This is a genomic window from Flavobacterium sp., assembly GCF_035292545.1.
Taxonomy (GTDB): Bacteria; Bacteroidota; Bacteroidia; order Flavobacteriales; family Flavobacteriaceae; genus Flavobacterium.
Genome location: NZ_DATDPV010000047.1, coordinates 38,075 through 61,578 on the forward strand (window position 1 = coordinate 38,075; position 23,504 = coordinate 61,578).

General features: G+C 33.8%; 24 protein-coding genes, 1 other RNA gene and 1 pseudogene. 17 read left to right on the plus strand and 9 right to left on the minus strand.

Going from position 1 to position 23,504, the window contains the following annotated elements:
• The first annotated feature begins 6 nt into the window (after positions 1–6).
• The 7 genes from VI621_RS08305 to VI621_RS08335 all read left to right on the plus strand — a co-directional run bounded on the left by VI621_RS08305 (position 7) and on the right by VI621_RS08335 (position 5,267).
• Entirely contained in the window at positions 7–504 is a 498-nt protein-coding gene (locus VI621_RS08305) for a TlpA family protein disulfide reductase (RefSeq protein ID WP_414655488.1), read from the plus strand.
• Entirely contained in the window at positions 504–1,256 is a 753-nt protein-coding gene (tpiA, locus tag VI621_RS08310) for a triose-phosphate isomerase (RefSeq protein WP_324217915.1), read from the plus strand. The genes VI621_RS08305 and tpiA overlap by 1 nt, the downstream gene beginning before the upstream one ends.
• 187 nt (positions 1,257–1,443) lie before the next feature.
• A complete protein-coding gene (gene prmA / locus VI621_RS08315; RefSeq protein ID WP_324217916.1) occupies positions 1,444–2,277 on the plus strand; it encodes a 50S ribosomal protein L11 methyltransferase in 834 nt (277 codons plus the stop codon).
• Between the two features lie 21 nt (positions 2,278–2,298).
• Positions 2,299–2,919: a class I SAM-dependent methyltransferase gene (locus VI621_RS08320; RefSeq protein WP_324217917.1), complete on the plus strand. Its 621-nt coding sequence runs from the start codon at positions 2,299–2,301 to the stop codon at positions 2,917–2,919.
• 42 nt (positions 2,920–2,961) lie between these two features.
• The gene (locus VI621_RS08325; protein WP_324217918.1) at positions 2,962–3,237 is read left to right on the plus strand and encodes an ATP-dependent Clp protease adaptor ClpS; all 276 of its coding nucleotides are present in this window, start codon (positions 2,962–2,964) and stop codon (positions 3,235–3,237) included.
• 71 nt (positions 3,238–3,308) lie between these two features.
• Entirely contained in the window at positions 3,309–4,580 is a 1,272-nt protein-coding gene (locus tag VI621_RS08330; RefSeq protein WP_324217919.1) for a sterol desaturase family protein, read from the plus strand.
• A 9-nt stretch (positions 4,581–4,589) separates the two neighbouring features.
• Positions 4,590–5,267: a lysoplasmalogenase gene (locus tag VI621_RS08335; protein WP_324217920.1), complete on the plus strand. Its 678-nt coding sequence runs from the start codon at positions 4,590–4,592 to the stop codon at positions 5,265–5,267.
• A gap of 26 nt (positions 5,268–5,293) precedes the next feature.
• On the opposite strand, the gene VI621_RS08340 is transcribed toward VI621_RS08335, so the two are convergent.
• Together VI621_RS08340 and VI621_RS08345 are read right to left on the minus strand one after the other, a co-directional pair.
• A complete protein-coding gene (locus tag VI621_RS08340) occupies positions 5,294–5,707 on the minus strand; it encodes a DUF6691 family protein (protein ID WP_324217921.1) in 414 nt (137 codons plus the stop codon).
• A 2-nt stretch (positions 5,708–5,709) separates the two neighbouring features.
• Positions 5,710–6,267 carry a YeeE/YedE family protein gene (locus tag VI621_RS08345; protein ID WP_324217922.1) on the minus strand — a complete coding sequence of 186 codons (558 nt, stop codon included), beginning with the start codon at positions 6,265–6,267 and terminating at the stop codon, positions 5,710–5,712.
• A 69-nt stretch (positions 6,268–6,336) separates the two neighbouring features.
• On the opposite strand from VI621_RS08345, the gene VI621_RS08350 reads away from it, so the two are divergent.
• The 6 genes from VI621_RS08350 (at position 6,337) to VI621_RS08375 (ending at position 11,591) form a co-directional block, all read left to right on the plus strand.
• Positions 6,337–6,795, plus strand: coding sequence for a 2-dehydro-3-deoxyphosphooctonate aldolase (locus VI621_RS08350; protein ID WP_324217923.1), 459 nt, complete (start codon positions 6,337–6,339; stop codon positions 6,793–6,795).
• Positions 6,796–6,963: 168 nt separating this feature from the next.
• Positions 6,964–7,782 carry a 3-deoxy-8-phosphooctulonate synthase gene (gene kdsA, locus VI621_RS08355; protein WP_324217924.1) on the plus strand — a complete coding sequence of 273 codons (819 nt, stop codon included), beginning with the start codon at positions 6,964–6,966 and terminating at the stop codon, positions 7,780–7,782.
• Between the two features lie 102 nt (positions 7,783–7,884).
• On the plus strand, positions 7,885–8,490 hold the full coding sequence (locus tag VI621_RS08360) for a hypothetical protein (RefSeq protein ID WP_324217925.1): 606 nt from the start codon (positions 7,885–7,887) through the stop codon (positions 8,488–8,490).
• Between the two features lie 5 nt (positions 8,491–8,495).
• Complete coding sequence (locus VI621_RS08365; protein ID WP_324217926.1) at positions 8,496–8,792, plus strand: transcriptional regulator; 297 nt, start codon at positions 8,496–8,498, stop codon at positions 8,790–8,792.
• 97 nt (positions 8,793–8,889) lie between these two features.
• Entirely contained in the window at positions 8,890–10,251 is a 1,362-nt protein-coding gene (gene creD, locus VI621_RS08370; RefSeq protein WP_324217938.1) for a cell envelope integrity protein CreD, read from the plus strand.
• Between the two features lie 245 nt (positions 10,252–10,496).
• The gene (locus VI621_RS08375; RefSeq protein WP_324217927.1) at positions 10,497–11,591 is read left to right on the plus strand and encodes a PAS domain-containing sensor histidine kinase; all 1,095 of its coding nucleotides are present in this window, start codon (positions 10,497–10,499) and stop codon (positions 11,589–11,591) included.
• A gap of 6 nt (positions 11,592–11,597) precedes the next feature.
• Here the strand turns inward: VI621_RS08375 and VI621_RS08380 are convergent, their stop codons facing one another.
• The 4 genes from VI621_RS08380 to VI621_RS08395 all read right to left on the minus strand — a co-directional run bounded on the left by VI621_RS08380 (position 11,598) and on the right by VI621_RS08395 (position 18,210).
• Positions 11,598–12,977, minus strand: a complete 1,380-nt coding sequence (locus VI621_RS08380; RefSeq protein WP_324217928.1) for a M28 family peptidase — start codon at positions 12,975–12,977, stop codon at positions 11,598–11,600.
• A 9-nt stretch (positions 12,978–12,986) separates the two neighbouring features.
• Positions 12,987–14,750, minus strand: a complete 1,764-nt coding sequence (locus VI621_RS08385; RefSeq protein WP_324217929.1) for an MFS transporter — start codon at positions 14,748–14,750, stop codon at positions 12,987–12,989.
• 68 nt (positions 14,751–14,818) lie between these two features.
• Entirely contained in the window at positions 14,819–16,882 is a 2,064-nt protein-coding gene (locus tag VI621_RS08390) for a glycoside hydrolase family 97 protein (RefSeq protein ID WP_324217930.1), read from the minus strand.
• A gap of 125 nt (positions 16,883–17,007) precedes the next feature.
• On the minus strand, positions 17,008–18,210 hold the full coding sequence (locus tag VI621_RS08395; RefSeq protein WP_324217931.1) for an NAD(P)-dependent oxidoreductase: 1,203 nt from the start codon (positions 18,208–18,210) through the stop codon (positions 17,008–17,010).
• Positions 18,211–18,414: 204 nt separating this feature from the next.
• Between VI621_RS08395 and VI621_RS08400 the strand changes: the two genes are divergently transcribed.
• Complete coding sequence (locus VI621_RS08400; protein WP_414655487.1) at positions 18,415–19,620, plus strand: serine hydrolase domain-containing protein; 1,206 nt, start codon at positions 18,415–18,417, stop codon at positions 19,618–19,620.
• Between the two features lie 108 nt (positions 19,621–19,728).
• Positions 19,729–20,125, plus strand: a transfer-messenger RNA (tmRNA) gene (ssrA, locus tag VI621_RS08405).
• A 748-nt stretch (positions 20,126–20,873) separates the two neighbouring features.
• Here the strand turns inward: ssrA and VI621_RS14815 are convergent.
• The 3 genes and pseudogenes from VI621_RS14815 to VI621_RS08415 all read right to left on the minus strand — a co-directional run.
• Positions 20,874–21,644: pseudogene (locus VI621_RS14815) on the minus strand (recombinase family protein); the annotation flags it as partial.
• Positions 21,641–21,796, minus strand: a complete 156-nt coding sequence (locus VI621_RS08410) for a hypothetical protein (protein ID WP_324217933.1) — start codon at positions 21,794–21,796, stop codon at positions 21,641–21,643. The pseudogene VI621_RS14815 and the gene VI621_RS08410, both read right to left, overlap by 4 nt.
• A gap of 87 nt (positions 21,797–21,883) precedes the next feature.
• The gene (locus VI621_RS08415; protein WP_324217934.1) at positions 21,884–22,822 is read right to left on the minus strand and encodes a hypothetical protein; all 939 of its coding nucleotides are present in this window, start codon (positions 22,820–22,822) and stop codon (positions 21,884–21,886) included.
• Positions 22,823–22,894: 72 nt separating this feature from the next.
• On the opposite strand from VI621_RS08415, the gene VI621_RS08420 reads away from it, so the two are divergent.
• Together VI621_RS08420 and VI621_RS08425 are read left to right on the plus strand one after the other, a co-directional pair.
• Positions 22,895–23,236 (plus strand): hypothetical protein, encoded by a 342-nt coding sequence (locus VI621_RS08420; protein ID WP_324217935.1) that lies wholly within the window; start codon positions 22,895–22,897, stop codon positions 23,234–23,236.
• On the plus strand, positions 23,233–23,409 hold the full coding sequence (locus VI621_RS08425; protein ID WP_324217936.1) for a hypothetical protein: 177 nt from the start codon (positions 23,233–23,235) through the stop codon (positions 23,407–23,409). Before VI621_RS08420 ends, VI621_RS08425 begins: the two co-directional genes overlap by 4 nt.
• Positions 23,410–23,504: the final 95 nt, after the last annotated feature.

Here is a 23,504-nt window from a genome sequence, read left to right on the forward strand (position 1 = left end):
ATGAAAATTAAAAAAATAGTTGCATTTTTATTCGCCATAACCATGCTTTCCTGTTCGGATTCTACTCCAAAAACAGCATTCTCAAAAGAAGCTTTATCTGAAAAATTATTAGCTACAGACGGAAGTCAAATTGCTTTTGAAGATATTCTGAAAAAGCATCAAGGTAAAACTGTGGTTCTTGAAATTTGGGCTTCCTGGTGTGGTGATTGTATAAAGGCGATGCCAAAATTCAAAGAATTACAAGCCAATAATCCAGAAGTTGCTTATGTGTTTATTTCGATGGACAAAACGGCTGACAAGTGGAAATCAGGCATTGAAAAACACGAACTTAAAGGCGCACATTTCATGGCCAATGACGGCATGAAAGGTGTTTTTGCTAAAGCGATAGATTTAGACTGGATTCCAAGATATGTTATAATAGACAAGACCGGTAAAATCACTTTATATCGAGCTATAGAAACCGATTTCGAAAAAATAAATTCAATACTCAAATCCCAAAAATAATGAGACATAAAATAGTTGCAGGAAACTGGAAAATGCATAAAAATGCAGAAGAAACCGAAGATTTATTGAATGAACTGATTGCTAAACTTCCAAGTGATGTAGCTGTGGAAATCATTGTTGCGCCTACATTTGTTAATTTAGCATCAGCAGTTGATCATTTAGAATTTACAAATATCGATGTAGCCGCACAAAATATGCATCAGGCAGAAAGTGGTGCCTTTACTGGTGAAATTTCGGCCGATATGTTAAAAAATATTGGGGTGAATACCGTAATTCTTGGTCATTCTGAACGTCGCGCTTACTTTCACGAAAGTGATGCCTTACTGGCTTCAAAAGTAAATACCGCACTGAAACATGATATGCGCGTGATTTTCTGTTTTGGTGAAGAATTGAAAGACAGACAAGCCCATCAACATTTTAATATTGTTGAAAACCAATTGAACGATGGCTTATTCCATTTAGAAACAAAAGATTGGGTAAATATTGTTTTGGCATACGAACCCGTTTGGGCAATCGGAACCGGCGAAACTGCCACTCCGGAACAAGCACAGGAAATGCACCATTTTATCAGAGAAACCATTAATGCTAAATACGGAGGCGATGTTGCCGAAGATGTTTCTATTCTTTATGGCGGAAGCGTGAAGCCGGATAATGCCAAAGAAATTTTCTCAAAACCTGATGTCGATGGTGGATTAATTGGCGGAGCAGCTTTAAATTCCGATCATTTTGCAGCCATTGTAAATGCCATTTAAACTTCCTTTTTAAATTATAAAAAAGCGGTAATTTTATTATCGCTTTTTTTATTTCAATGCCTGTTCCAAAATGTTTTTATCAATCTACAGTTCTGCATTTTTCTAAATCTGAACAAAGCAAAATAAATTTTAAAATACAAAAGAGGTTTGAAAGGCTATTGTTACCTTTGTAAAAAATAAACACCATATGTCAAACATATATTTAGGATTTCATTTCGAAGTGGAACCAAAAGAATTAGGGTCAGAAATATTAGTGGCTGAATTAGGCGAATTGCCTTTTGAAAGTTTTATAGAAAGTGAATTTGGTGTTATTGCATACATTCAAAAACAGTTTTGGACAGAAGATATTTTGGAAGATATTCATGTTCTATCGTCACCGGAATTTGTGATTTCCTATAAGATAGAAGAGATCGAACAAGTAAACTGGAATGAAGAATGGGAAAAGAATTTTGAAGCCATTGACGTAGATGGAAAATGCCATGTCCGTGCTCCTTTTCATCCAAAAACCGATGCGGAATTTGATATTATCATAGAACCAAAAATGAGTTTCGGGACCGGTCACCACGAAACGACACACATGATGATTCAACATTTACTGGAAACGGATGTCACCGGAAAGAAAACTTTAGACATGGGTTGCGGAACGGCGATTTTGGCGATTTTGGCCGAAATGAAAGGCGCTCAGCCGATTGACGCCATTGATATTGACAACTGGTGTTATCAGAATTCAATCGAAAATGCAGAACGTAATGATTGTCATCATATCACGGTTTATGAAGGTGATGCAGCGCTTTTGGCAGGTAAAAAATACGATGTGATTATTGCTAATATCAACCGAAATATATTGTTGAACGACATGCAAAGTTATGTGGATTGCTTAAATCCAAAAGGTACTTTGTTATTAAGTGGATTTTATGAAGAAGACATTCCTTTTATCGATGCTTCTTGTACGGAAAAAGGGTTAACTTATGTTAAAAAGTTTCAAAGAAACAACTGGGTATCTTTAAAATACGTAAATTAGATTAGACAAAATTCGGGGAAAATGGAAAATAATAGAAAAGAGCATTGGGAAACAGTTTATGAAACCAAACAGCCCAATGAAGTGAGTTGGACACAAGAAAATCCAAAAACTTCGCTTGATTTTATTCGGGATACTAATTTAGACAAATCAGCCAAAATAATTGATATTGGTGGAGGAGACAGTAAATTAGTGGATTTTCTATTGGAGGAAGGTTACCAAAACATAACGGTTTTAGACATTTCTGCAAATGCATTGGAAAGAGCCAAAAAAAGGCTGGGCAAAAAGGCTGAGAAAGTGAATTGGATTGTTTCGGATATTACAGAATTCAATCCTGACAATACTTTTGATATTTGGCATGACCGGGCCACGTTTCATTTCCTGACCTCGCCTGAACAAATAAAAACTTATATTGAAACTGTTAAAAAATCGGTCACTGGTTTTATGACTATTGGAACTTTTTCTGAAAATGGGCCAAAAAAATGCAGTGGTCTGGAAATTAAACAATACACAGAAACCGAACTTGAACACCAACTTTCTGATGGTTTCAAGAAATTAAAATGTACCACTGAAGACCATATAACTCCTTTTGAAACCAAACAGAATTTTTTATTTTGCAGTTTCAAAAGAGAAAATTTAAACTAAATTTGAGAATTCATAATTCATAATCCCCTAAATTATAAAGCTATGAGTACAAAAGAAAAAATAAAAGAAAAAGTCTTAGTGAAAGAAGCCATTTCATTTGACAACGAAATTGTAATGTATAATGATGATATAAATACTTTTGATCATGTAATTGATACTTTGATGAAAGTTTGTAAACACTCCTCGGAGCAAGCTGAACAATGTTCCCTAATTGTGCATTACAAAGGAAAATGTACCGTAAAAACGGGTTCAATGGATGAATTAACACCTCAATGCTCTCAACTTTTAGAAGCTGGATTAAGCGCAGAAATAGTTTAAAATATGGGTTGTTAGATTTTATAGTGTTGGAACTTAATGGTCGTAAAATCTAACAATCCAATTAAAAAAATATGGAAGAATACGGTAAAATCTTAGTCATTGCGATGCCCCTTTTTTTATTATTAATCATAATAGAAAAGCTTTATGGCCTTTATAAAGGAGAAGATAATGTTCCGTTAATGGATGGTGTTTCGAGTGTGAGTTCCGGAATTACAAATGCCGTTAAAGATGTTTTAGGACTCAGCCTGACTTTTATTTCTTATGAATGGATGGTTTCTAAAGTGGCCATTTTTCATTTGGAAGCCAATGCCCTAACCTATTTTATTGCCTTTATTATCATTGATTTTTACGGATATTTGACCCATCGACTGGCACATCATGTCAATTTTTTCTGGAACAAACATGCTATTCATCATAGTAGCGAAGAGTTCAATTTAGCTTGTGCTTTGCGCCAAACCGTTTCCAGTTTTGTAAATTTATTCACTTTTTTACTTGTTCCCGCTGCCATTCTTGGCGTTCCTCCAGTAGTTATTGTTATTACGCTTCCTATTCAATTATTTTTGCAATTTTGGTATCATACGAAACACATCAAAAAAATGGGTTTTCTGGAACATATTCTCGTTACTCCATCACATCATCGGGTGCATCATGCGATAAATCCAGAATATCTTGACAAAAATCATTCACAGATATTTATTATTTGGGACAAACTATTTGGCACTTTTCAGGAAGAATTAGAAACGGTTCCTACAGTTTTTGGAATTACAAGGCCTGCACAAACCTGGAACCCGATTCGCATAAATTTTCAGCATTTGGGATTATTGATTTCCGATGCCTGGCGCGCCGAAAACTGGAAAGACAAATTTACCATTTGGTTTAAGCCAACAGGCTGGCGTCCGGAAAATTTTGAAGAGAAATATCCCGTAAACAAGATTACAAACGTGTATGATTTCAACAAATACGGAACTGATAATTCAACAAAATTAATTTATTGGTCGGTAGCACAAGCATTAACCACCTTATTGTTTGTGAGTTATTTGTTTAATAATATCGCAGTTATTGGCTTGCCTAATATCTTCATTTATGGATTATTTATTTTTATTACGGTTTATAGTTACACCGAATTAATGGATACAAAAACTTTTTCTGTGTATTGGGAAAGTATCCGATTTCTTTTTGGAATAGGCATTCTTGTCTATTTTGGAGATTGGTTTGGAATGAATTCCTTTTTACCTATTGGGAATTATTTGGTTATCGCCTATCTTATACTTTCGTTAATGATGACCATTTATTTTGTGGCTTTTGAATTCAAAAAAGAAAAACCGATTCTGGTCAATTCCTAAAATTTGTCTATGAAAAACAATTTACTATTAAAAGGTTATATTGGTATTAGTGTTGTTTATCTTTTGATTATCCTTTTGGGACATGAAGCGATTGCATGGTTTTTGAAGCCTTTATTACTCCCCTTTTTGCTTTTTTCAGTTTATAGTTTTGAAAAATTTCCAACAAAGAATTTACTTTTAAGTGCTTTGACTTTTTCCTGGATTGGTGATGTCATTTTGATGTTTGCCGATAAAGGAGAGTTGTATTTTATTTTTGGATTGGTATCCTTTTTAATAAGTCATATTTTATACATAGTCTTATTTTCGAAACAGGGAACTACCACGGATTACAGAAAAAATATTATCTTCTGGATTGCTTTTATCTTGATTATCCTTTATTTGAAAAGTATGCTAACACTGCTTTTTCCTAAATTAGGAGATCTTAAAATTCCTGTTTCTATCTACTCCCTTACTATTTCAGCAATGCTTTTAGTGGCATTGAAAGGATATTTCAGTTGGAAAAAACCAGCCAATATCTCCATACTTTTTGGAGCCATGTTTTTTGTTACTTCCGATAGTATTTTGGCTATTAACAAATTTTATGAGCCATTACCTTATGCCGCTTTTTTAATTATGTTTACGTATTTGGTTGCGCAATTTGCGATAGTTGTTGGTATTCTAAAATTGAACACTTCCAATAAAAACTAACAAGGCGAACCAGAATTACTGTTTTATTAATGAGGCAATTTATCTTTTACCAATCCATAGAGAAAAGTACCCAATAAAGCTCCGAACAAGACTAAAATTACTGGCCAAAACCCTGCGCCAAGTAAAATAAATATTGGTCCCGGACAAGATCCTACCAAAGCCCATCCTAATCCAAAAAATATTCCGCCAACCCAATATCGAACAGAACCGCGCTCTTTATCCAGAATTTCTATAGGTAAACCATCAATATCTTTTATGTTTTTTCTTTTTATAATTTGAATTCCCACTACACCGGTAGCAATGGCAATCATAATAATTCCGAACATATGAAAGGATTGAAACTGGAACATTTCATATATTCTGTACCAGGAAACCGCTTCCGATTTTGTCAAAACAATTCCGAAAACAAATCCAACGAATAGGTATTTTAATACATTCATAATTAAAAAATTAAGGGTAAAATAAAATGAGCCATAATCAATCCACCGATAAAAAATCCGATAACTGCTTTTAATGATGGAATCTGTAAATTACTCAATCCGGAAATTGCGTGTCCGGAAGTACATCCACCCGCATAACGTGAACCAAAACCAATCAGGATTCCACCGATAATTAATATGAAAATTATTTTTGGAGATTGAAAAGCATCATTCCCAAATAAGGCGTTTGGCAATAGTTTCCCGTTTGGAGCATCAATTCCAAGTTGTGCCAATTGTTCGATTGTTTTTGGGTTGATATTCACATTTGAAGCATCGCTCATAAAATGAACTGCAACAAATCCGCCAAGCATGGCTCCTAATATTACAATTAAATTCCATCGCTGCGATTTCCAGTCAAAATCAAAAAACGAAACATATTTCCCAGCTCCTGCCATGGAGCACATTGATCGAAGATTAGAAGACATCCCAAATACTTTCCCGAAATAAATCAGGCATAACATGATTATTCCAATTAAAAATCCTGAAAAATACCAGGACCACGTTTGAGAAATAAAATCCATATCGCTTACTTTTTTTTGCAAAAATAGTATCTTTATATCATTAATTTCAAAAAATAAAATAACTGACTAATGAAAATCAAATCTCTCTCGTTATTAATCTTAGTCCTGACTATATTTTCTTCCTGTGTAAGCACAAAATCTACCCTGAAAAATGTAGATGATAATGCGCCCATTCCAAAATTGACTTCAGACAATACCTTTGTGATTACGGAGTACAGCAAAGATTCTAAATATGGTTATGATCCTGATTATCCCATCAATATATTTTTCAGAAATACGAAAGACGATACCATCAATCAACAGCGCTTTTTGAATGCTTTGGCGGGGCCGAATGGCGAACCATTAGTTTTTAAAAAATTAGAAAGCTGTTGTCCTTTTCCAACCAAAAGAAGTGAAATGGGAGCCGGTTTTCTTGATGTTTATGAAGTTACTTGGGCCGGGCAAAATAAACCTGTGAAACTGTATATGAATATTTATGAAAAAAGTGTTTTGATGGTTCCCGTGGGATTTAGTCTAAAGAAAAAATAGATTAAAATACTAAAGCCCTAGCCCAGATAGCAGTGGAAATCCTTTTCCTCTTTTCTTTAAAAAGGAAAAGATTGAAACGGATAGCTGGAAATAGCTTCAAATAAATCTTAAATCGTAATTCCAAAATCGTAATTCCTAATTACCTTTGTACTTTCAAAAAAACAAAACATGAACATACATAATATTCCTCAAATCAAACATACTGAAAGCGGTAACTTTTTTCTGCTTGCCGGACCTTGCGCTATTGAAGGCGGAGAAATGGCCATGCGAATCGCGGAGAAATTAATTGGTATTACCGATAAATTACAAATTCCTTTCGTTTTTAAAGGTTCATTCAAAAAAGCCAATCGTTCGAGAATTGACAGTTTTTCTGGAATTGGAGATGAAAAAGCATTAAAAATTCTACGCAAAGTTTCGGAAACTTTTGGAGTTCCAACTGTTACCGATATTCACACGAATGAAGATGCGGTTATGGCGGCTGAATATGTGGATGTGCTGCAAATTCCTGCATTCCTGGTTCGTCAAACTGATTTGGTGGTGGCTGCGGCCAATACCGGAAAAGTAGTGAACCTGAAAAAAGGGCAATTTATGAGCCCGGAAAGCATGAAACACGCGGTGCAAAAAGTATTGGATTGTAACAATCAAAACGTGATGGTGACGGATCGCGGAACAATGTTTGGTTATCAGGATATGATAGTGGATTTTAGAGGAATTCCTACAATGCAACAGTACGCGACTACGGTTCTTGACGTTACCCATTCCCTGCAACAACCGAATCAGACTGCGGGCGTAACCGGCGGAAGACCTGACATGATTGAAACCATTGCAAAAGCCGGAATTGCCGTTGGCGTTGATGGAATTTTCATTGAAACGCATTTTGACCCGGCTAATGCCAAAAGCGATGGCGCTAATATGCTGCATTTGGACTATTTTGAGTCGTTAATGACTAAATTAGTGGCTATCAGGAAAACCGTTAATTCTTTTTAATCTGTAAGATCTATTCGAATAAAAATTTAATTTAAAATAGTTATCAATTTCTTTGGTAACTATTTTTTTTATCATTTACTTTGCTATTCAAAGTACTTTAAAATGAAAGACAAATATTTAAATGACATTAGTGAAATAAAAAACATGATGAGCAAATCGTCACAGTTTATTTCCTTGAGTGGTTTTGCCGGAATTATAGCCGGAATTTACGCTTTGATCGGCGCATTTGTTGCCCACCAATTAATCATAAACCATGAAGGTTCTTATATTACTTTAGAAAGTAATACTTTTAAATTAATTGTGCTTACGGCTTTTTTAGTATTGCTTTCATCCGTTGTTACCGCGACAATGCTGACTTATGGCAAAGCAAAGAAAGAAGGTGAAAAGGTTTGGAATGCCACTTCCAAAAGAATGGTAGTTAATTTTTTAATTCCATTAGCAACCGGCGGAATTTTTGCTATCCTCTTGCTTCGAAACGGGAATTATGGTTTGATTGCTCCGGTTACCTTAATTTTTTATGGAATGGCATGCATCAATGCCAGTAAATATACGTTTAGAGATATTAGATATCTTGGAATTACAGTTACCGTTTTAGGACTTATGGCTACTGAATTTTCAGGATATGCATTAGAATTTTGGGCTTTGGGCTTTGGCGTTTGTCATATTTTGTATGGATCGATGATGTATTTTAAATACGATAGAAAATAATTATTTTGAAAAACATCATCCAAAATATCAATAAAGCATTTGATCACCGAATTCGTTTGGGTATCATGTCAGTCCTGATGGTTAATGAATCTGCGGATTTTTCTACTTTGAAAGAACTATTGGGTGTTACTGATGGTAATCTTGCCAGTCATACCAAAGCTTTAGAACTCGAGAATTATATTGCGATTGAAAAACAATTCATCGGAAAAAAACCCAATACCAGCTATAGAGCCACTAAAGATGGAAAAAAAGCATTCAAAGATCATATTGATGCTTTGGAAAAATTAATCCAAAAAAGATAGACTATTTTTTTATTCATTTACTTTGAAATTCAAAGTACTTTTAATAAATTATATAAATAAATCAACAATTAATTTAAATACAAAAAAAATGGAAACAATGGAAACACCGGAAAAGCAAACAAAAAATTCAATTTTTCAATCTACAACCGCCAAAATGATTATGGTAGGTTTACTTACTTTAGTTTTACTTATTCCCTTACAATTTGTAAAAGAATTGATTTCAGAAAGAGCCCAACGGCAAAAAGAAGTTATTACTGAAACTAACGATAAATGGGGCAAAAGTGTCTTTTTTTATGGTCCAATATTGAAAATTCCTTATACTTATTATGAAGAAACAGTTTCCATAAATGAAAAAACAAAAGAAACGGTAAAACAAAAAACAGCTCATACCAACTATGCTTACTTTTTCCCGGAAGAACTAAAAGCCAACACAGACGTAACCACAAAAGCGTTGAACCGAAACAATTATGAATCGGTGGTTTTTAATTCAAATATGAAATTTGAAGGGAATTATATTCAACCCGATTTTAGCAGTCGGAATATTCCGCACGAAAACATTCAATGGAACAAAGCCACGATTTTGATAAAAACAACGAATCTGAAAAGCATAAAAGACGAGGTAAAAATAAATTTCGGGAAGACAAATTTCACTTTCGAGCCTGTTTACGACTCCGAAGCAAAAGATTCAACTGAAGCACTCGAAACCGGTTATATCGACTTGACAAAAATCCTGACGAATCAAAAAATAGCATTCAATTTCGATATTACTTACAACGGTAGTCAACAAATAAAAATGGTTCCGATTGGAAAAACAACGCAAGTAAATATGAAATCCAATTGGGCTTCGCCAAGTTTTACCGGAAATTTTTTACCTGATGACAAAACAAAAAAAATCACAACCAGTGGATTTGTTGCTAATTGGAAAATTTTACATATCAACAGAGCGTTTTCGCAACAAGTTTTTGGCCATCTGCCTGATTTAAGACAATATGCTTTTGGAGTAGATTTTGTAATTCCTGTAGATCAGTATCAGCAAAATGAGCGGGCTTCGAAATATGGCTTTTTGGTCATTGGATTGACTTTTTTAATTTTCTTTTTGATTCAGTCTATAAGTAAAATCAGTATTCATATTTTTCAATATTCGATGATCGGACTGGCATTAATCATGTTTTATACTTTACTGATTTCAATTACAGAGCACAGTAGTTTCATGAAAGCCTATATTATTTCAGGTATTTCTGTTATCGCACTGATCACATTATATTCTGTCTCCATTCTGAAAAACAAGAAATTCCCGGTTTTTATCGGACTTTCACTAACTGCTTTATATACTTTCATTTATGTAATCATTCAATTGGAAAATTATGCTTTATTAGTGGGAAGTATCGGATTGTTTTTAATCCTTGCTGAGGTCATGTATTTTTCCAGAAAAATAGATTGGAGCAACAGTAATTCCTGATTTTTTGAAGTAATATAATTTCAAATGGGTTGTTAAAAGAGTTCATAATGTTCAAAATTATGGACTCTTTTTATTTTTTAAAATCAACTTCACTTTAGTAAAAAATCCTTTTCTCAATTAAAAACAGATAGTGTTTTGTAATTATATCCCGAATGAGTTTTGTTTTTTAAAATTGGTATTGGTACTTTTGATAATCAGATGATAAGTAAACCGATAATAGTAGGCCAAATAATTCAAGAATACAAATGGTTAAGGAGGATAATTTAAATTTTAATTCCAATGCTAATTATCAATTCGAACATTTTTTTGAATTGTCACCGGACTTATTGTGCATCGCCGGTTTTGATGGTTATTTTAAAAGAATAAATCCTGCCGTTTCTAAATTGTTAGGCTATACCAATGAGGAATTGTTCTCAAAGCCAATTAATGAATTTGTCTATCATGAAGACCAGGATGTTACAGCCATGGCTCGAAAAGAAATTTCAAAAAGCAATCCTTTATTGAATTTTGAAAATCGATATGTTACAAAAAACGGAGAAATTGTTTGGCTGTCCTGGACCTCTATGCCGGTAGATAAAGACAAATTGGTCTTTGCAATTGCTAAAAATGTTACCCATAAAAAAACACTGGAAGAGGAGCGAAATTTGCTTCTTGCCAATCTTACCAAAATCAATACCGATCTCAAGCAATTAACCTACACTACTTCTCACGATTTGAGGTCTCCTGTAAATAATTTACTTTCTGTTTTTAGCCTTTTGGATGTTTCTAAAATTAATGATGAGGAAACACTTGAATTTATTGCAGTTTTAAAATCTGCGAGTGAAAGTTTAAAGAAAAACTTAAATGATTATGTTGATGTTTTGAATCAAAAAGAAAGCTTACATGTCCAGATTGAAGAATTAGATTTTAATGAATCTCTAAATGAGGTTTTACAATCCTTAAATTCTTTAATCCAAGGTTCAAAAGTAACTATCAATGTCGACTTTTCTGAAATTGAAAAAATTCAATTCAATAAAGCCTATCTGAAAAGTATATTTCTGAATTTAATAACCAATTCGATTAAGTATGCTAAACCGGATAGTTCGGCAATTATATCTATTCATACTCAGAAAACCAATGGCGTTAATCAATTGATAATTTCTGATAATGGACTGGGTTTTGATATGGAAAAGGTCAAAGATAAAATTTTCGGTTTACACCAAAAGTTTCACAATCATATTGATAGCAAAGGAATCGGACTTTATTTAGTGTATAATCACATTACCAGTTTAGGCGGTCATATTGCTGTAGAGAGCAAAATAAATGAAGGCGCAAAATTCATTATCTCTTTTAAAGAATAAAAAAAGCTACAGATTTTCCCCTATTCCGTATTGATCTATCAAATACATCAAAGCGGCCATGGTTGCAGCGCCTAATTCCAATTCTCTTTTGTTAACGGCGTCGAAAGTATCGTTTGCCGCATGATGATAATCGAAATAACGCTGCGAATCAGGTTGCAATCCTACTTTTACAATATGATTTGATTTTAACGGACCAATATCCACACCTGAATGTCCTTTTACGAATTTATGAACAAAATAAGGCTCGAATAAAGTTGCCCAACCAGCTATTTTATTAAAATTTCTTTCATCGGCCTCAATAGTAAATCCTCTTGGCGAAAATCCTCCTGAATCGCTTTCTAAAGCAAAAATATGGTTTTCTTTGTTTTTGTTGGACTGAATTTCGTATTCTTTACCGCCGCGAACGCCATTTTCCTCGTTCATAAACAGTACAACCCGAATGGTATTTTTGGGCTTATAACCAATATTTTTGAAGATATTCAATACTTCCATACTTTGTACACAACCCGCGCCATCATCATGAGATCCGTCTCCTAAATCCCACGAATCCAGATGTCCGCCAACAATCATTATTCTTTCAGGATGTTCTGAACCAGTAATTTCTCCGATAACATTATAAGACAAAACATCGTCAAAAGTCTGACAAGATTGTTTGAAATAAAAAGGTGCATTTGGATTTTTCTTTAAACTTTTGCTTAAAAGCTCTGCGCCATTGGTACTAATCGCCGCAGCGGGAATTCGTTGTTCTTTTGGAGTTTCGCCATAATTGGTTGCACCCGTATGTGGAAAATCATCCAATCGTAAATTCATCGATCTGACAATTACCGCTATTGCGCCCAGTTTTCCGGCTTCTCTTGCTCCTGATGATCTTTGGTCGACACAACTGCCGTAAGCCTTGAAAGTTTCAATAAACTCCGGATTCATTGGTCTGTTGAAGAAAATAATTTTTCCTTTTACTTTTTCTGTTCCTAATGCTATTAATTCTTCTAAACTGTTTACTTCTATTATAGCAGCTTGTAATCCTTTTTTTGGAGTTGCCACAGAACCGCCCAACGCACAGATTGGGAAGGTAATTTTCTGTTTTCCAATTTGTAAATAGCCGACTTCTTTTTCGCCGCGAACCCATTTGGGAACCATCACTTCCTGTAGATATACTTTGTCTAATCCTAGTGTTTCCAGTTGTGCTTTAGTATATAAAACTGCTTTTTCCGCTCCGGTTGAACCAGATAAACGGGAACCAATTTTATTGGACAAATCATCCAACCAAGGATAACATTTCGCATTGGTTAAAGCTGATTTGTAAATTTCCTTGATTTTTTGTTCGTCATTTACTTGTGCAAAAACGAATAGACTGTTGAGTAATAGTAAACAGGTTAATTTTTTCATTTTTAAAATTTAATGGCTAGTTTCAACTTCAATTGCATCAACATCAATGTTTTGTTTTTTCAGAATTCCTTTGACTAAAACAGCAAATAAAGTTAGATAAGCAAAACAAACTACCGCAACGATATAAGACTGGTGAATCCCTAATATATCTGATAATTTCCCTTGTAATGGCGGAATAATTCCACCTCCTAAAATCATCATCACTAAAAATGCAGAACCTTGAGAAGTATATTTTCCAAGGCCGATAATCGACAAACTAAAAATCGCCGGCCACATAATACTACACGCTAGACCACCCGCCAAAAACGCATAAATGGCCACTGTTCCTGTAGTAAATAAACCGATTAACATCGCAATAATTCCAAAACTTCCAAAAATCATTAAGGTTCTGGCCGGTTTGTCTTTACTTAAAAAGAAAGCACCAATTTGTACGAACACACAAACCACATAGTAATATAAAGGCTTCATGTCTTTTCCGGAAATAATATTTACGCCAAGAATAACGCCAAAGGCTAACAATGGAATTATAATTAAAGCTATCGTTTTTGCACTTCCTTTTAAATTAAAAACACTGATGGCACCGGCCCAACGTCCAATCATTAAACTTCCCCAATACATCGAAATATAGGGCGCAATATCTGAAGATTGCAAGTTTCCGAATTCTTTTAATTTTAATAACTCTCCTAGATTACTACCAATAGCCACTTCTACTCCAACGTAGGTGAAAATAGCCAACATCCCCAAAACCAATTGTGGATATTGCATGGCTCCCCAACCCTCGGCTTTTTTCTGTGCAGAAGAATAGGAGAATAATAAACCCCCAATTACTACTAATAATGCACCGGAAAGCCAGTACATTCTGTATTTTTCAAGTTCGTCTTTTAGTACTTTTACCTCTGCTTCTTTTGCAGTTACCTCTACTGATGCATTTGAGTTTTCGGTTACTATTGGTGTATCCGATTTTTTAACTTCATTGATTTCGTTTGTTAAAGCTTCAATTTTGAGCGCTTCTTCGCTTTTATAACTTCTAAATACGGGTGTAAACATTACCGCCAGTAAAATGGTCATAATTACCAATGTTCTCAATGCTTTATTGGCTTTCTCCATCGGCTCATCAGCGATTCCGCTTGGTACTTTTTTAGAGAAGAAAAACATCGCAGCAGCAGCAATAAACAATAATCCCACGCCAATATATAAGTAAATTACCTTGTTTAATTCAAGCAATTTTATTTGTTCATCAGTTACTGAAGCTGCGGTTCCGAATAATGCCAAGGCTACTACAATAGGTCCGATTGTCGTTCCAAAAGAATTTATTCCGCCACCAAGATTTACCCTGCTTGCACCCGTTTTTGGATCTCCCAACAAGATAGCAAACGGATTGGCTGCAGTTTGTTGCAGTGAAAAACCAAGTGCTACGATAAATAAACCCAATAACATTCCGGCATAAACATTGGCTTCAACCGCAATAATCATGGCGCCGGCTCCCAAGGCAGAAAACAAAAGTCCGTAAACGATACTTTTTTTGTATCCCCATTTTCCAACAATATCTTTTCCGCTCATATCGCCCAAAGCAAATAAAAGTAAGGCTCCGATATAATAAGCAGTATAAAAAGCAAAATCAACCAATTGGGATTGAAATTGATCTAATGAAAAATAACTTTTACAAAAAGGAATAAAAATACTGTTTCCGGCAGCAATAAATCCCCAAAAGAAAAACACCGTAATAAGGGTATATAAGGCAGGATAATTTGTTTTAACAGATGTAGAACTCATAAAAATTTGGGTTTATTGGTTGGCTAAATATAAATATTTTTATTAAATGCTACTAATTTACTGCTGAACTATTTATTTATCAGGGAAAAACTAATAGCTGTTCCTCCACCAGCGGCTAAACTTAAATTTATTTTTGATTTTGAGTTTACCTCTATCGTTCTAATCTTATAAGCTTTAGGATTTTTTTGCCAATCGGCATCTTTGGCATCTTCATATATTACTGCTTTGAATTTTTTACCTTTCGGAAGAAAATCTAAAGCTATTACTGATTTCCTTGCATTCTCATCGGTTATTGCTCCCAGGAACCAGTTTTCTGTTCCTTTTGCTTTTCTTACTATTGTCAAATAATCTCCCGGTTCGGCTTCCAGATATTTACTTTCATCCCAATCTGCCGCTACATCTTTAATGAACTGAAAAGCATCCGGGTATTTCTCATAATTTTCAGGCAAATCAGCTGCCATTTGCAAAGGAGAATACATGGTCACATATAACGCCAATTGTTTTGCTAATGTCGTATGAACCTGTTCTTTTTTGGCCCCATCATAATGACTCATTTTGATTTCAAAAATACCGGGCGTATAATCCATTGGACCACCAAGAAGTCTTGTAAAGGGTAGAATAGTTTCGTGCATTGGTGGATTTCCTGAACTCCAGGCACTGAATTCATTCCCTCTCGCTGCTTCTGCCGCTATATAGTTTGGATACGTTCTGCTAAAACCTGTAGGACGTGAACTTTCGTGAGAATTGACCATCAATTTATAATCGGCGGCGCGTTTTACCACAAAATTAAAATGATTTACCATCGTTTGACCATCATGGAATTCACCACGCGGAATAATTTTGCCCACGTAACCTGTTTTCACAGCTGGATAACTGAATTTTTTCATGTGATCGAAAGCCCGGTCTAAGTGTCTTTCATAATTGGCTACAGAACCCGATGTTTCATGATGCATGATCATTTTGACTCCTTTTTCATTGGCGTAAGCCGTAACCTCCCCGATATTAAAGTCCGGATAAGGAGTCACGAAATCAAAAACTTCTTCTTTCCAATTGCCAAACCAATCTTCCCAGCCGGTATTCCAGCCCTCGACTAAAACACCATCGAAACCATTTTTAGCGGCAAAATCAATATATTTTTTAGTGTTTTCGGTAGTAGCACCATGTTTCCCCGATGGTTTCAAATCTTGTGCGGTCGTATTTTGTGCATTTTGAGAACCTGCATAATCCCAAGTTGCTTTTCCGACATGCATTTCCCACCAAATACCTACATATTTCATTGGTTTTATCCATGAAGTATCATCAATTTTTGAAGGTTCGTTCAGATTCAAAATCATTTTAGAACTTACGATATCCCTGGCATCATCGCTTACCATAATAGTACGCCATGGTGAGTGGCAAGGCGTTTGTAAATAGGCTTTGTCGCCAATGGCATTAGGAACTAATTGAGAGGTTAATTTGAAATTTGTTACATCCGCATTCAAATGCATAACCGGATAATTAACCACTGCCGCTTCAAAAATATTGAGATATAAATTGGAGGCCGATTTCATCATTAATGGCGATTGCACCACATATTTTCCAGAGATGGATTTTACGCCGATACCATTATTCAAATCAATTTTCTCTGTGTTAATATCAGAAAATAAGGTTTCATTATATATATATTCATTGCTGTCAAAATCACCAGGCATCCAGAAAACCTTATGGTTTCCAGCTAAATTAAACTCAGAAATTTCATCCGATATGATAAAATAATTTAAGTTTTCCTGTTGTGGAAAATCATATCTAAAAGCAACACCTTCATCAAAAACCCTGAAAACAATGTTCATTTTTTTCCCCGTTACTAATTGTTTCAGGAAAAGTGTCAGTTCATTATAATGATTAATGATGTTCGCCTGTTCGCCTAATACGGGTTGCCAGGTTTCGTTGAAAGTCGCTGTTTTTGAATCTGTCAGTGTAAAATTCGATGCCAAATCAGATCCGTCTTTTAGCTTAATTCCTAAAAAACTTTCTAAAATTACCGGATTATTTTTATAAAAAACCGTATAACTCGGTTTTCCTTTTTCTGATAATTTAAATGTAAGTGTTATTTCTTTTGAAGAAGACTGAACGCTCTGGGCTTGTGTATACATGAAGTTTAAAACAAATAAAAGACAAAAGATATTTCTCATAACTGAACTTATTTTTTTTCAAATGTAAAAAAATAAGTTCAGTTGTTTGAAAAATAAAAACGAAAAGCTGTAATTAGATTCAGACTTTATTTTCCGTCCACATAATCTTGTAAATACTTAAATCTTTCGGTGAGTCGACCGTTTTCGGTGATTTTGGCTCTTTGGAGAATACCGTCTTTATCGCCATTAAAAAATGCGGGAATAACATGTTCCATGAACATTTCACCGAAACCTTCGCTGGCATCTTTTGGCAATTCGCATGGCAAATTATCTATTGACATCACTACTATGGCGGCCGGATGAAAAACATCCACTTCTTTGTGTTCGCTAGGCAGATAACCAAAAAGAGGTTCTGCAATCGTTGATGCTTTAATAGTACTTGCAATTGGTCCGTTAACATCGCAGGAAATATCTGCTACTACTTTTATTTTATTATCATTTGCCTGAAGCATTTCACGAGTCAAAATAACCGGCGCATCATTAGCGTAGAAATGTCCTGCAATAAAAATATCTGAAACTTTAGTGAAACGTTCAAAATCAGATGTATACTCTTTTGGATTAGCGTAGAAATCTTTTTTATCTGAAGGTTGTCCGTCTTTACGCTTATTGTAATCTAAAATATCAATTTGGGTATAAACAGGTTCTGTATAATTTTTTGTTAAATAATTTTCAATAGAAACTTCTTTGATTTTAATACCATCAAGAATTTCTTTGGCACCATTTGCTACTTTTCCCCTACCCGTAAGAACTATTTTTACAGGTGGCAGAATTTGTCTTTTTAATTTATCTACCAAAGCATCTTTCCCTGACAGCGTTTCTGCTTTTGGAATAGCATAGAGTCCGAATTTAATTCCAAAAGCTCGGAAAGCGTTGTAAGCACCTACAATTCCTGCATACCTCCCGAAACCGATTAATCGTTTAAAATTGGCATCCACAATGGTTTCGTGATCGTATAATTCGATGTTTTTTTCAAGAATGGCTTGTAATAATTTACGATTATCGGGCTGTTTCTTGATGGTATGAGAAAAGAAGAAATATTTTTTATTTGGAATTAAAGCTTCTACCGGGACTTCTTTCACTCCGAAAAGGACATCACAATCAGACATGTCAGTTGAAACTTCTATCCCTAAATTTGCATATTGTTCGTCAGTAAAAAATCGGATATCGGAACTTTCTACTTTAATGGAAACTTCAGGATGTTCTTTTTTTAATTTTGCAAGCTCTTCAGGTGTAAAAACCACTCTTCTGTCCGGTGGGTTTTTTCTTTCTTTTATAATACCAAATTTCATCTGCTGTGTGTCATTTTTTATTCGATTCCAAAAGTAAGATTTACAGCATTGTTCTCAAAACTTTTATGTAAATAAAAAGAACATTTTAACAACTGAATTACAATGAATTGAAGTAAAAAAGAAATAAACTTTAAAAAACCTTTAACAAAACATCTCTTTGATAATCTGTATCTTTGGTTATATTTGCCTCTTAAGCTTACTTTAATGACATTGAAAACTCTTTTTTTACCTATAAAAATACTCTCTTTTACCTTACTTTTTTTGTCTTGTGCAAAAAAAGAAAAACCGGTTGCGGTTCAAATCGTTACCGATACTGTTTCGAGTATAAACATGCAACCATCGAATTTAAAATTTCCTAAACTTTCTGAAAGTTATGTCAATTTAAAGAAAATTCAAATCGATCGTTTTTACAAAAAAACCTGGCCATCAAATAATAACCATCTTAGCTTTCTTGTTGCTAAAGACGGTCAGATTATTTACGAAAAATATGATGGTTACAGCAATATCGCAAAGAAAACGCCTATAACCAGTGAAACTCCAATTCACATTGCCTCAGTAAGTAAAGTGATAACAGCATCAGTAATTTTGAAACTGATTCATGGTGGAAAATTAACTTTGGATCAGAAAGTAAATACCATTTTAACTGGTTTTCCCTATCCTGAAGTTACGGTTAAAACGCTGCTCAATCACCGAAGTGGTATGCGTAATTATGCTTATTTCACTAATAAAAAAGAGATTTGGGACCGACATAAAACCATTACCAATCAAGATATTTTGGACGTAATGATTGACAAGAATATCAATTTGGAATTCAAAACTGACACCCGGTTTAGTTATTGCAATACCAATTATGCCATGTTGGCTTTAATTATTGAAAAAATCACAGGGAAAAGCTATAAAGAAGCTATGAAAACGATGGTTTTCGATCCTTTAGGAATGAAAAACACTTTTGTTTATGATGATGCAAAAGACCAGGATATTGTGACTCCTTCTTATAGATTCAATAAGCAAAAAATTGGTTATGATTATCTGGATGCCGTTTATGGCGACAAAAATATTTATTCAACACCGAGAGATTTATTAAAATTTGACATGGCGAGGAATTCCCCTAATTTTTTAAGTCCGGAATTAAGAAGTCAAATCTATGAGGGTTATAGTAATGAACGTAAGGGCACAAAAAATTATGGTTTAGGGATTAGGATGGTCAATTGGCCAACTGGACAAAATTTCTATTTTCATAACGGTTGGTGGCATGGAAACATGTCTTCGTATGTGACTTTAAAAGATGAAAATGTAACCATTATTGCCCTGAATAATATAAGCTCGAGAAAAGTCTATAAAATTAAAAATTTAGCCCGTTTATTTGGAGATTATCCTTTCAAGCGGGATAAAAATGATACGGATGAATAGGTTCGGTTGTCAGAATTCATGATACTGACGATGGGATTCAGATAAAAAAGATTATCTTTGCAGACTTAATTTTGGAATGCTTTTTGATAATTGAATTCTAAAATAAATGGGGTCGACTGGTTTTGACAGCAAGTCGAATTGAAAGGTAAGCACGCCGAGAACTGGGACAATTCTCGTAAATAAATGGTCCTATACTTTTTACACGGCGAAAATAACTACGCTCTAGCTGCATAATCTGAATTATAGTAAGATTAGCCTCGTCCCTATCAGATAGGGAAGCAGGATTCTCCTTGAAAGCCTTGGTTTGTGGCGGTCAATAAAGGAGAACCGTAAAAATAAACCTAGATTACCATATGCTTCGGGTGGTTTTCGAAATTAAGAAGATAAGCTTTGTGTGGCTGTTTCTGGCCAAGCACAAAGACGAAAATCTAATCAGGAAATAAGCGTGTAGAAAGTTTTTTAGTTGCTTGTTTGGACGGGAGTTCGATTCTCCCCGACTCCACTTGACGGGATAATTCAATATTTTCATTGAATTTTCCCGTTTTTATTTGATGTAACTCATTGTTATTCAATAACATACAAGAAAGCAAATCATTAATTCGATTGGTTCGACATTTATTATTTGAAAATTCTATTTTTTCGGGGAATATCGAACTAATTAGTCTCTGCTTCTCAATTACATTAGCATTTAGATACAGCGATTTAGCATTAGTCATAAGGTTTATCCCTTTTTCTATTTTTTTCTTAATGTCAATATTATTAGTATTATTCAACTCTAAACCTTCATTTAAGTCTGCCAAGTCTTTCTGATATTGACCTTTCTTTTTATTGTAATCCTCCACAGATAAAACACCATCAACCAACAGATCCTGTAATTTATCAATTCTGCTTTTTAGAAATTGTATTTTATTTTTTGTTGTTACCGTAATTGTTGGTTTACTATCTAAATCTTTTTCTTTAAACAAAGTTTCGAGCATGTCTTTATATATTTCTTTTGCAGATTGACTGAATTGAATTTCATCCAAAAAATTTTCAACACAAACATTCGCAGACGCTGCTTTATAGCGCTCCTTTTTACAGAAGTTACAATGGTAATAAAAGTGTCTCGTGCCATTCTGACTTCTACTTGCGCTTCCTGTAATTTTATTTCCGCAATGCGAGCAACTTAAAATACCTCTTAAGGGTAATTCATCACGTGTTGAATTTTGTTTTGTACCATTTTTTCTTGAGTTTCTGGCACACAAAACCTCCTGAACTTTATAAAATAAATTCATGTCGATAATAGCTTCATGAATGCCATCTAAAATTTCTTCAGGTTCATTTTCATCTGCCGGAACCCTGATTTTCCCGATGTAAACAAAATTTCTAAGAAGTAATGAAATATTATTACGGCTTACTTTTAATCCTTTTTCGTTAATTTTTTTTCTGACAAATTCCTGGGAAGCTCCTTTAGCAATTTCTTCAAAAGCATATTTTATCAAATAGGCTTTTTCACTTTTAATAATATGAGGTTTATTAAAACTATCTCTTGTGTTCAGATAACCAACAGGGGCTTTCCTACTCCATCGTCCAGATTTAAGCGCAGCTCTCATACCTTCTTTTATTTTCATTGATCTGCGGTCATTGTCAATCTCCGGTAATGTTAAGTAGATTGCTAGAAGCACTTTACTTTCAGGAATACTAAAATCTATTGGTTGTTGAATAGACTGTACTTCAATCCCAAATTTTTTAAACGCAAATAGTTCATTAAAAGCATCAGTAGTATTCCTGGAAAATCTATCCCAAGTCGTAACCAATAACAAATCAATATTTTTTTGATTTGTTTTCGCATATACTTTTAGATCTTTCCATTGTGGTCTGTTAAAATTTTTCGCAGAATGATCCTCCCTGAAAGATTTAACTACTTCAACATTATTTTCAAGACACCATTTTCGGATACTGGTCTCCTGAATATCCAATGAATACCCTTTAGCCTGTTCATCACTTGAAACTCTGGCCATTAAAATAGCGGTTCTTTTTTTCATAACATTCCTTTATTTAAAACTTTCACTTCCCACAAGGCCAGTTCGAAGAGATATTCTATCAACTCTTCTAATTTTTCATCTGATAAATTTCCGAATTCTTTTTTTAATATTTTTTTGTACGCTTCTTTTTTTGATTTTTTTAAAGTTGACATTTATATAAACCTTGTCTTCATCATCCCGCTTATCGGATATGTTGAAAGTTGGTTTTCTTGAATGGTCTGCTGTTTACAGTACCTAATTTATATTTTTTGTTTAACGGTTCTTTCGCATAAAACAATATCTCCTTTTTGAGTTATTACTTTAATTTCATTATAGCCACCTGATAATATTAATTTTTTTAGATAATAATTTGGTGACACTGATAATTCTTCCGTATACTGTAATAAATCGATTTTAGAATTGTCATTAAATCTTATATTGATAGATTTCATTTTTTTATCTGACTGAATTACATCTAAAATTTTTTCTTCCTCTTCATTTATTAATTTCCATTTTAATTTTAGCTCTTCTTTGGTATAATCTTTGAAAATATTTGATATGAGGGTATTAATTGATATTGAAATGTTACTTCTTTCAAAATTTAAATTAAATGATTCATCAGCTAAATGATGTTCCATATAAACATCTTTAGAAAATGAGACCTCTCCTTTATGATTAATTATAATTCTATATTGAGATTTTAGAAAGTAAGCTTCAAGAAGAATTGGTTCAAGGAGATTTTCAGGTAAAAATTCATTTATATTATTTTCATTAATAAGAGTTTTATAATCTACTCCGCTACTCATGAAATTTTCACACTCTTCTGGTGATAAATTCAATTTCATAACTTCTAGCACATTGTTATCAACATCCATTTCAAGTACTGCGCTCAAATCAAATTTAGACATTAAGGATGTTTTAATTATCTGTATAGTGTTTAATGGAAAATTATACAAACGAAGCTCTTTCAACAACTCAATCCAAACCATTTCAAGAATATTGAATTTTCTCCATTTCCCAAATTCATTTGATTCAAACAACAGTCCTTTAGTTGACCAATGGTTTAACTCTCTATAAGTAATTCCCAAACTTTTATTGGTAAAATTCCTCTCTCTGATATAGGCAAGGGCTTCATTATAATTAATATTTAGCTTTTTATAGGAATCGTTATGGATGATTTGGCTTTTAGATAATGACATATTTAATTATTTTATACACAAATGTATAAATTTAAATTTAAATTACCTAAGTTTGTTTAAAATACTTTAATTATGAAAGATTTACTAACCGGCGAAGAGTTTATCCCTAAAAGGAAATCTCAAAAATTTGCTACACGTGCCAACGGAATTAAATATAACAATCAAAAGGCTAATAAACTTAGGGAAGAGAATGCTTATATTGACAAACCAATAAATAAGAACCATAAGATTCTAATAGAGATGATGGGTAATGAGCGTAGGAAAACTTTTAGCGAACAATTTATGTTAGGAAAAGGATTTAATTTCGAAGTTTCAAATCATTATGATATGATAGAAGGTATACGGCATCCCTTTATTTACAAATTTGGCATCATCATTAATGGAGATGGTACAATAACAATTCAAAAAATATGATAGACATAAGAACATTCAAAGCAGTGGAAAGCTCATTTGAAGTTGAGCAAGTAGAACTACAAAATCAATCTTTAAAAAAGAGCAACACCATCCTATTTGGAATTATAGCTGTTGCAATATTAGTTTTCATAGGTGCATACATTCGTACCCATGAAGACGAAAAAGCTAGGTGACACTCATCATATGGACTACAGGTTTTAGGCCATATTATTCATTTTATAGTCTACAGGTTTTTTTTAAAGTAAAAACACTCCCCCCCCCCGTTTCC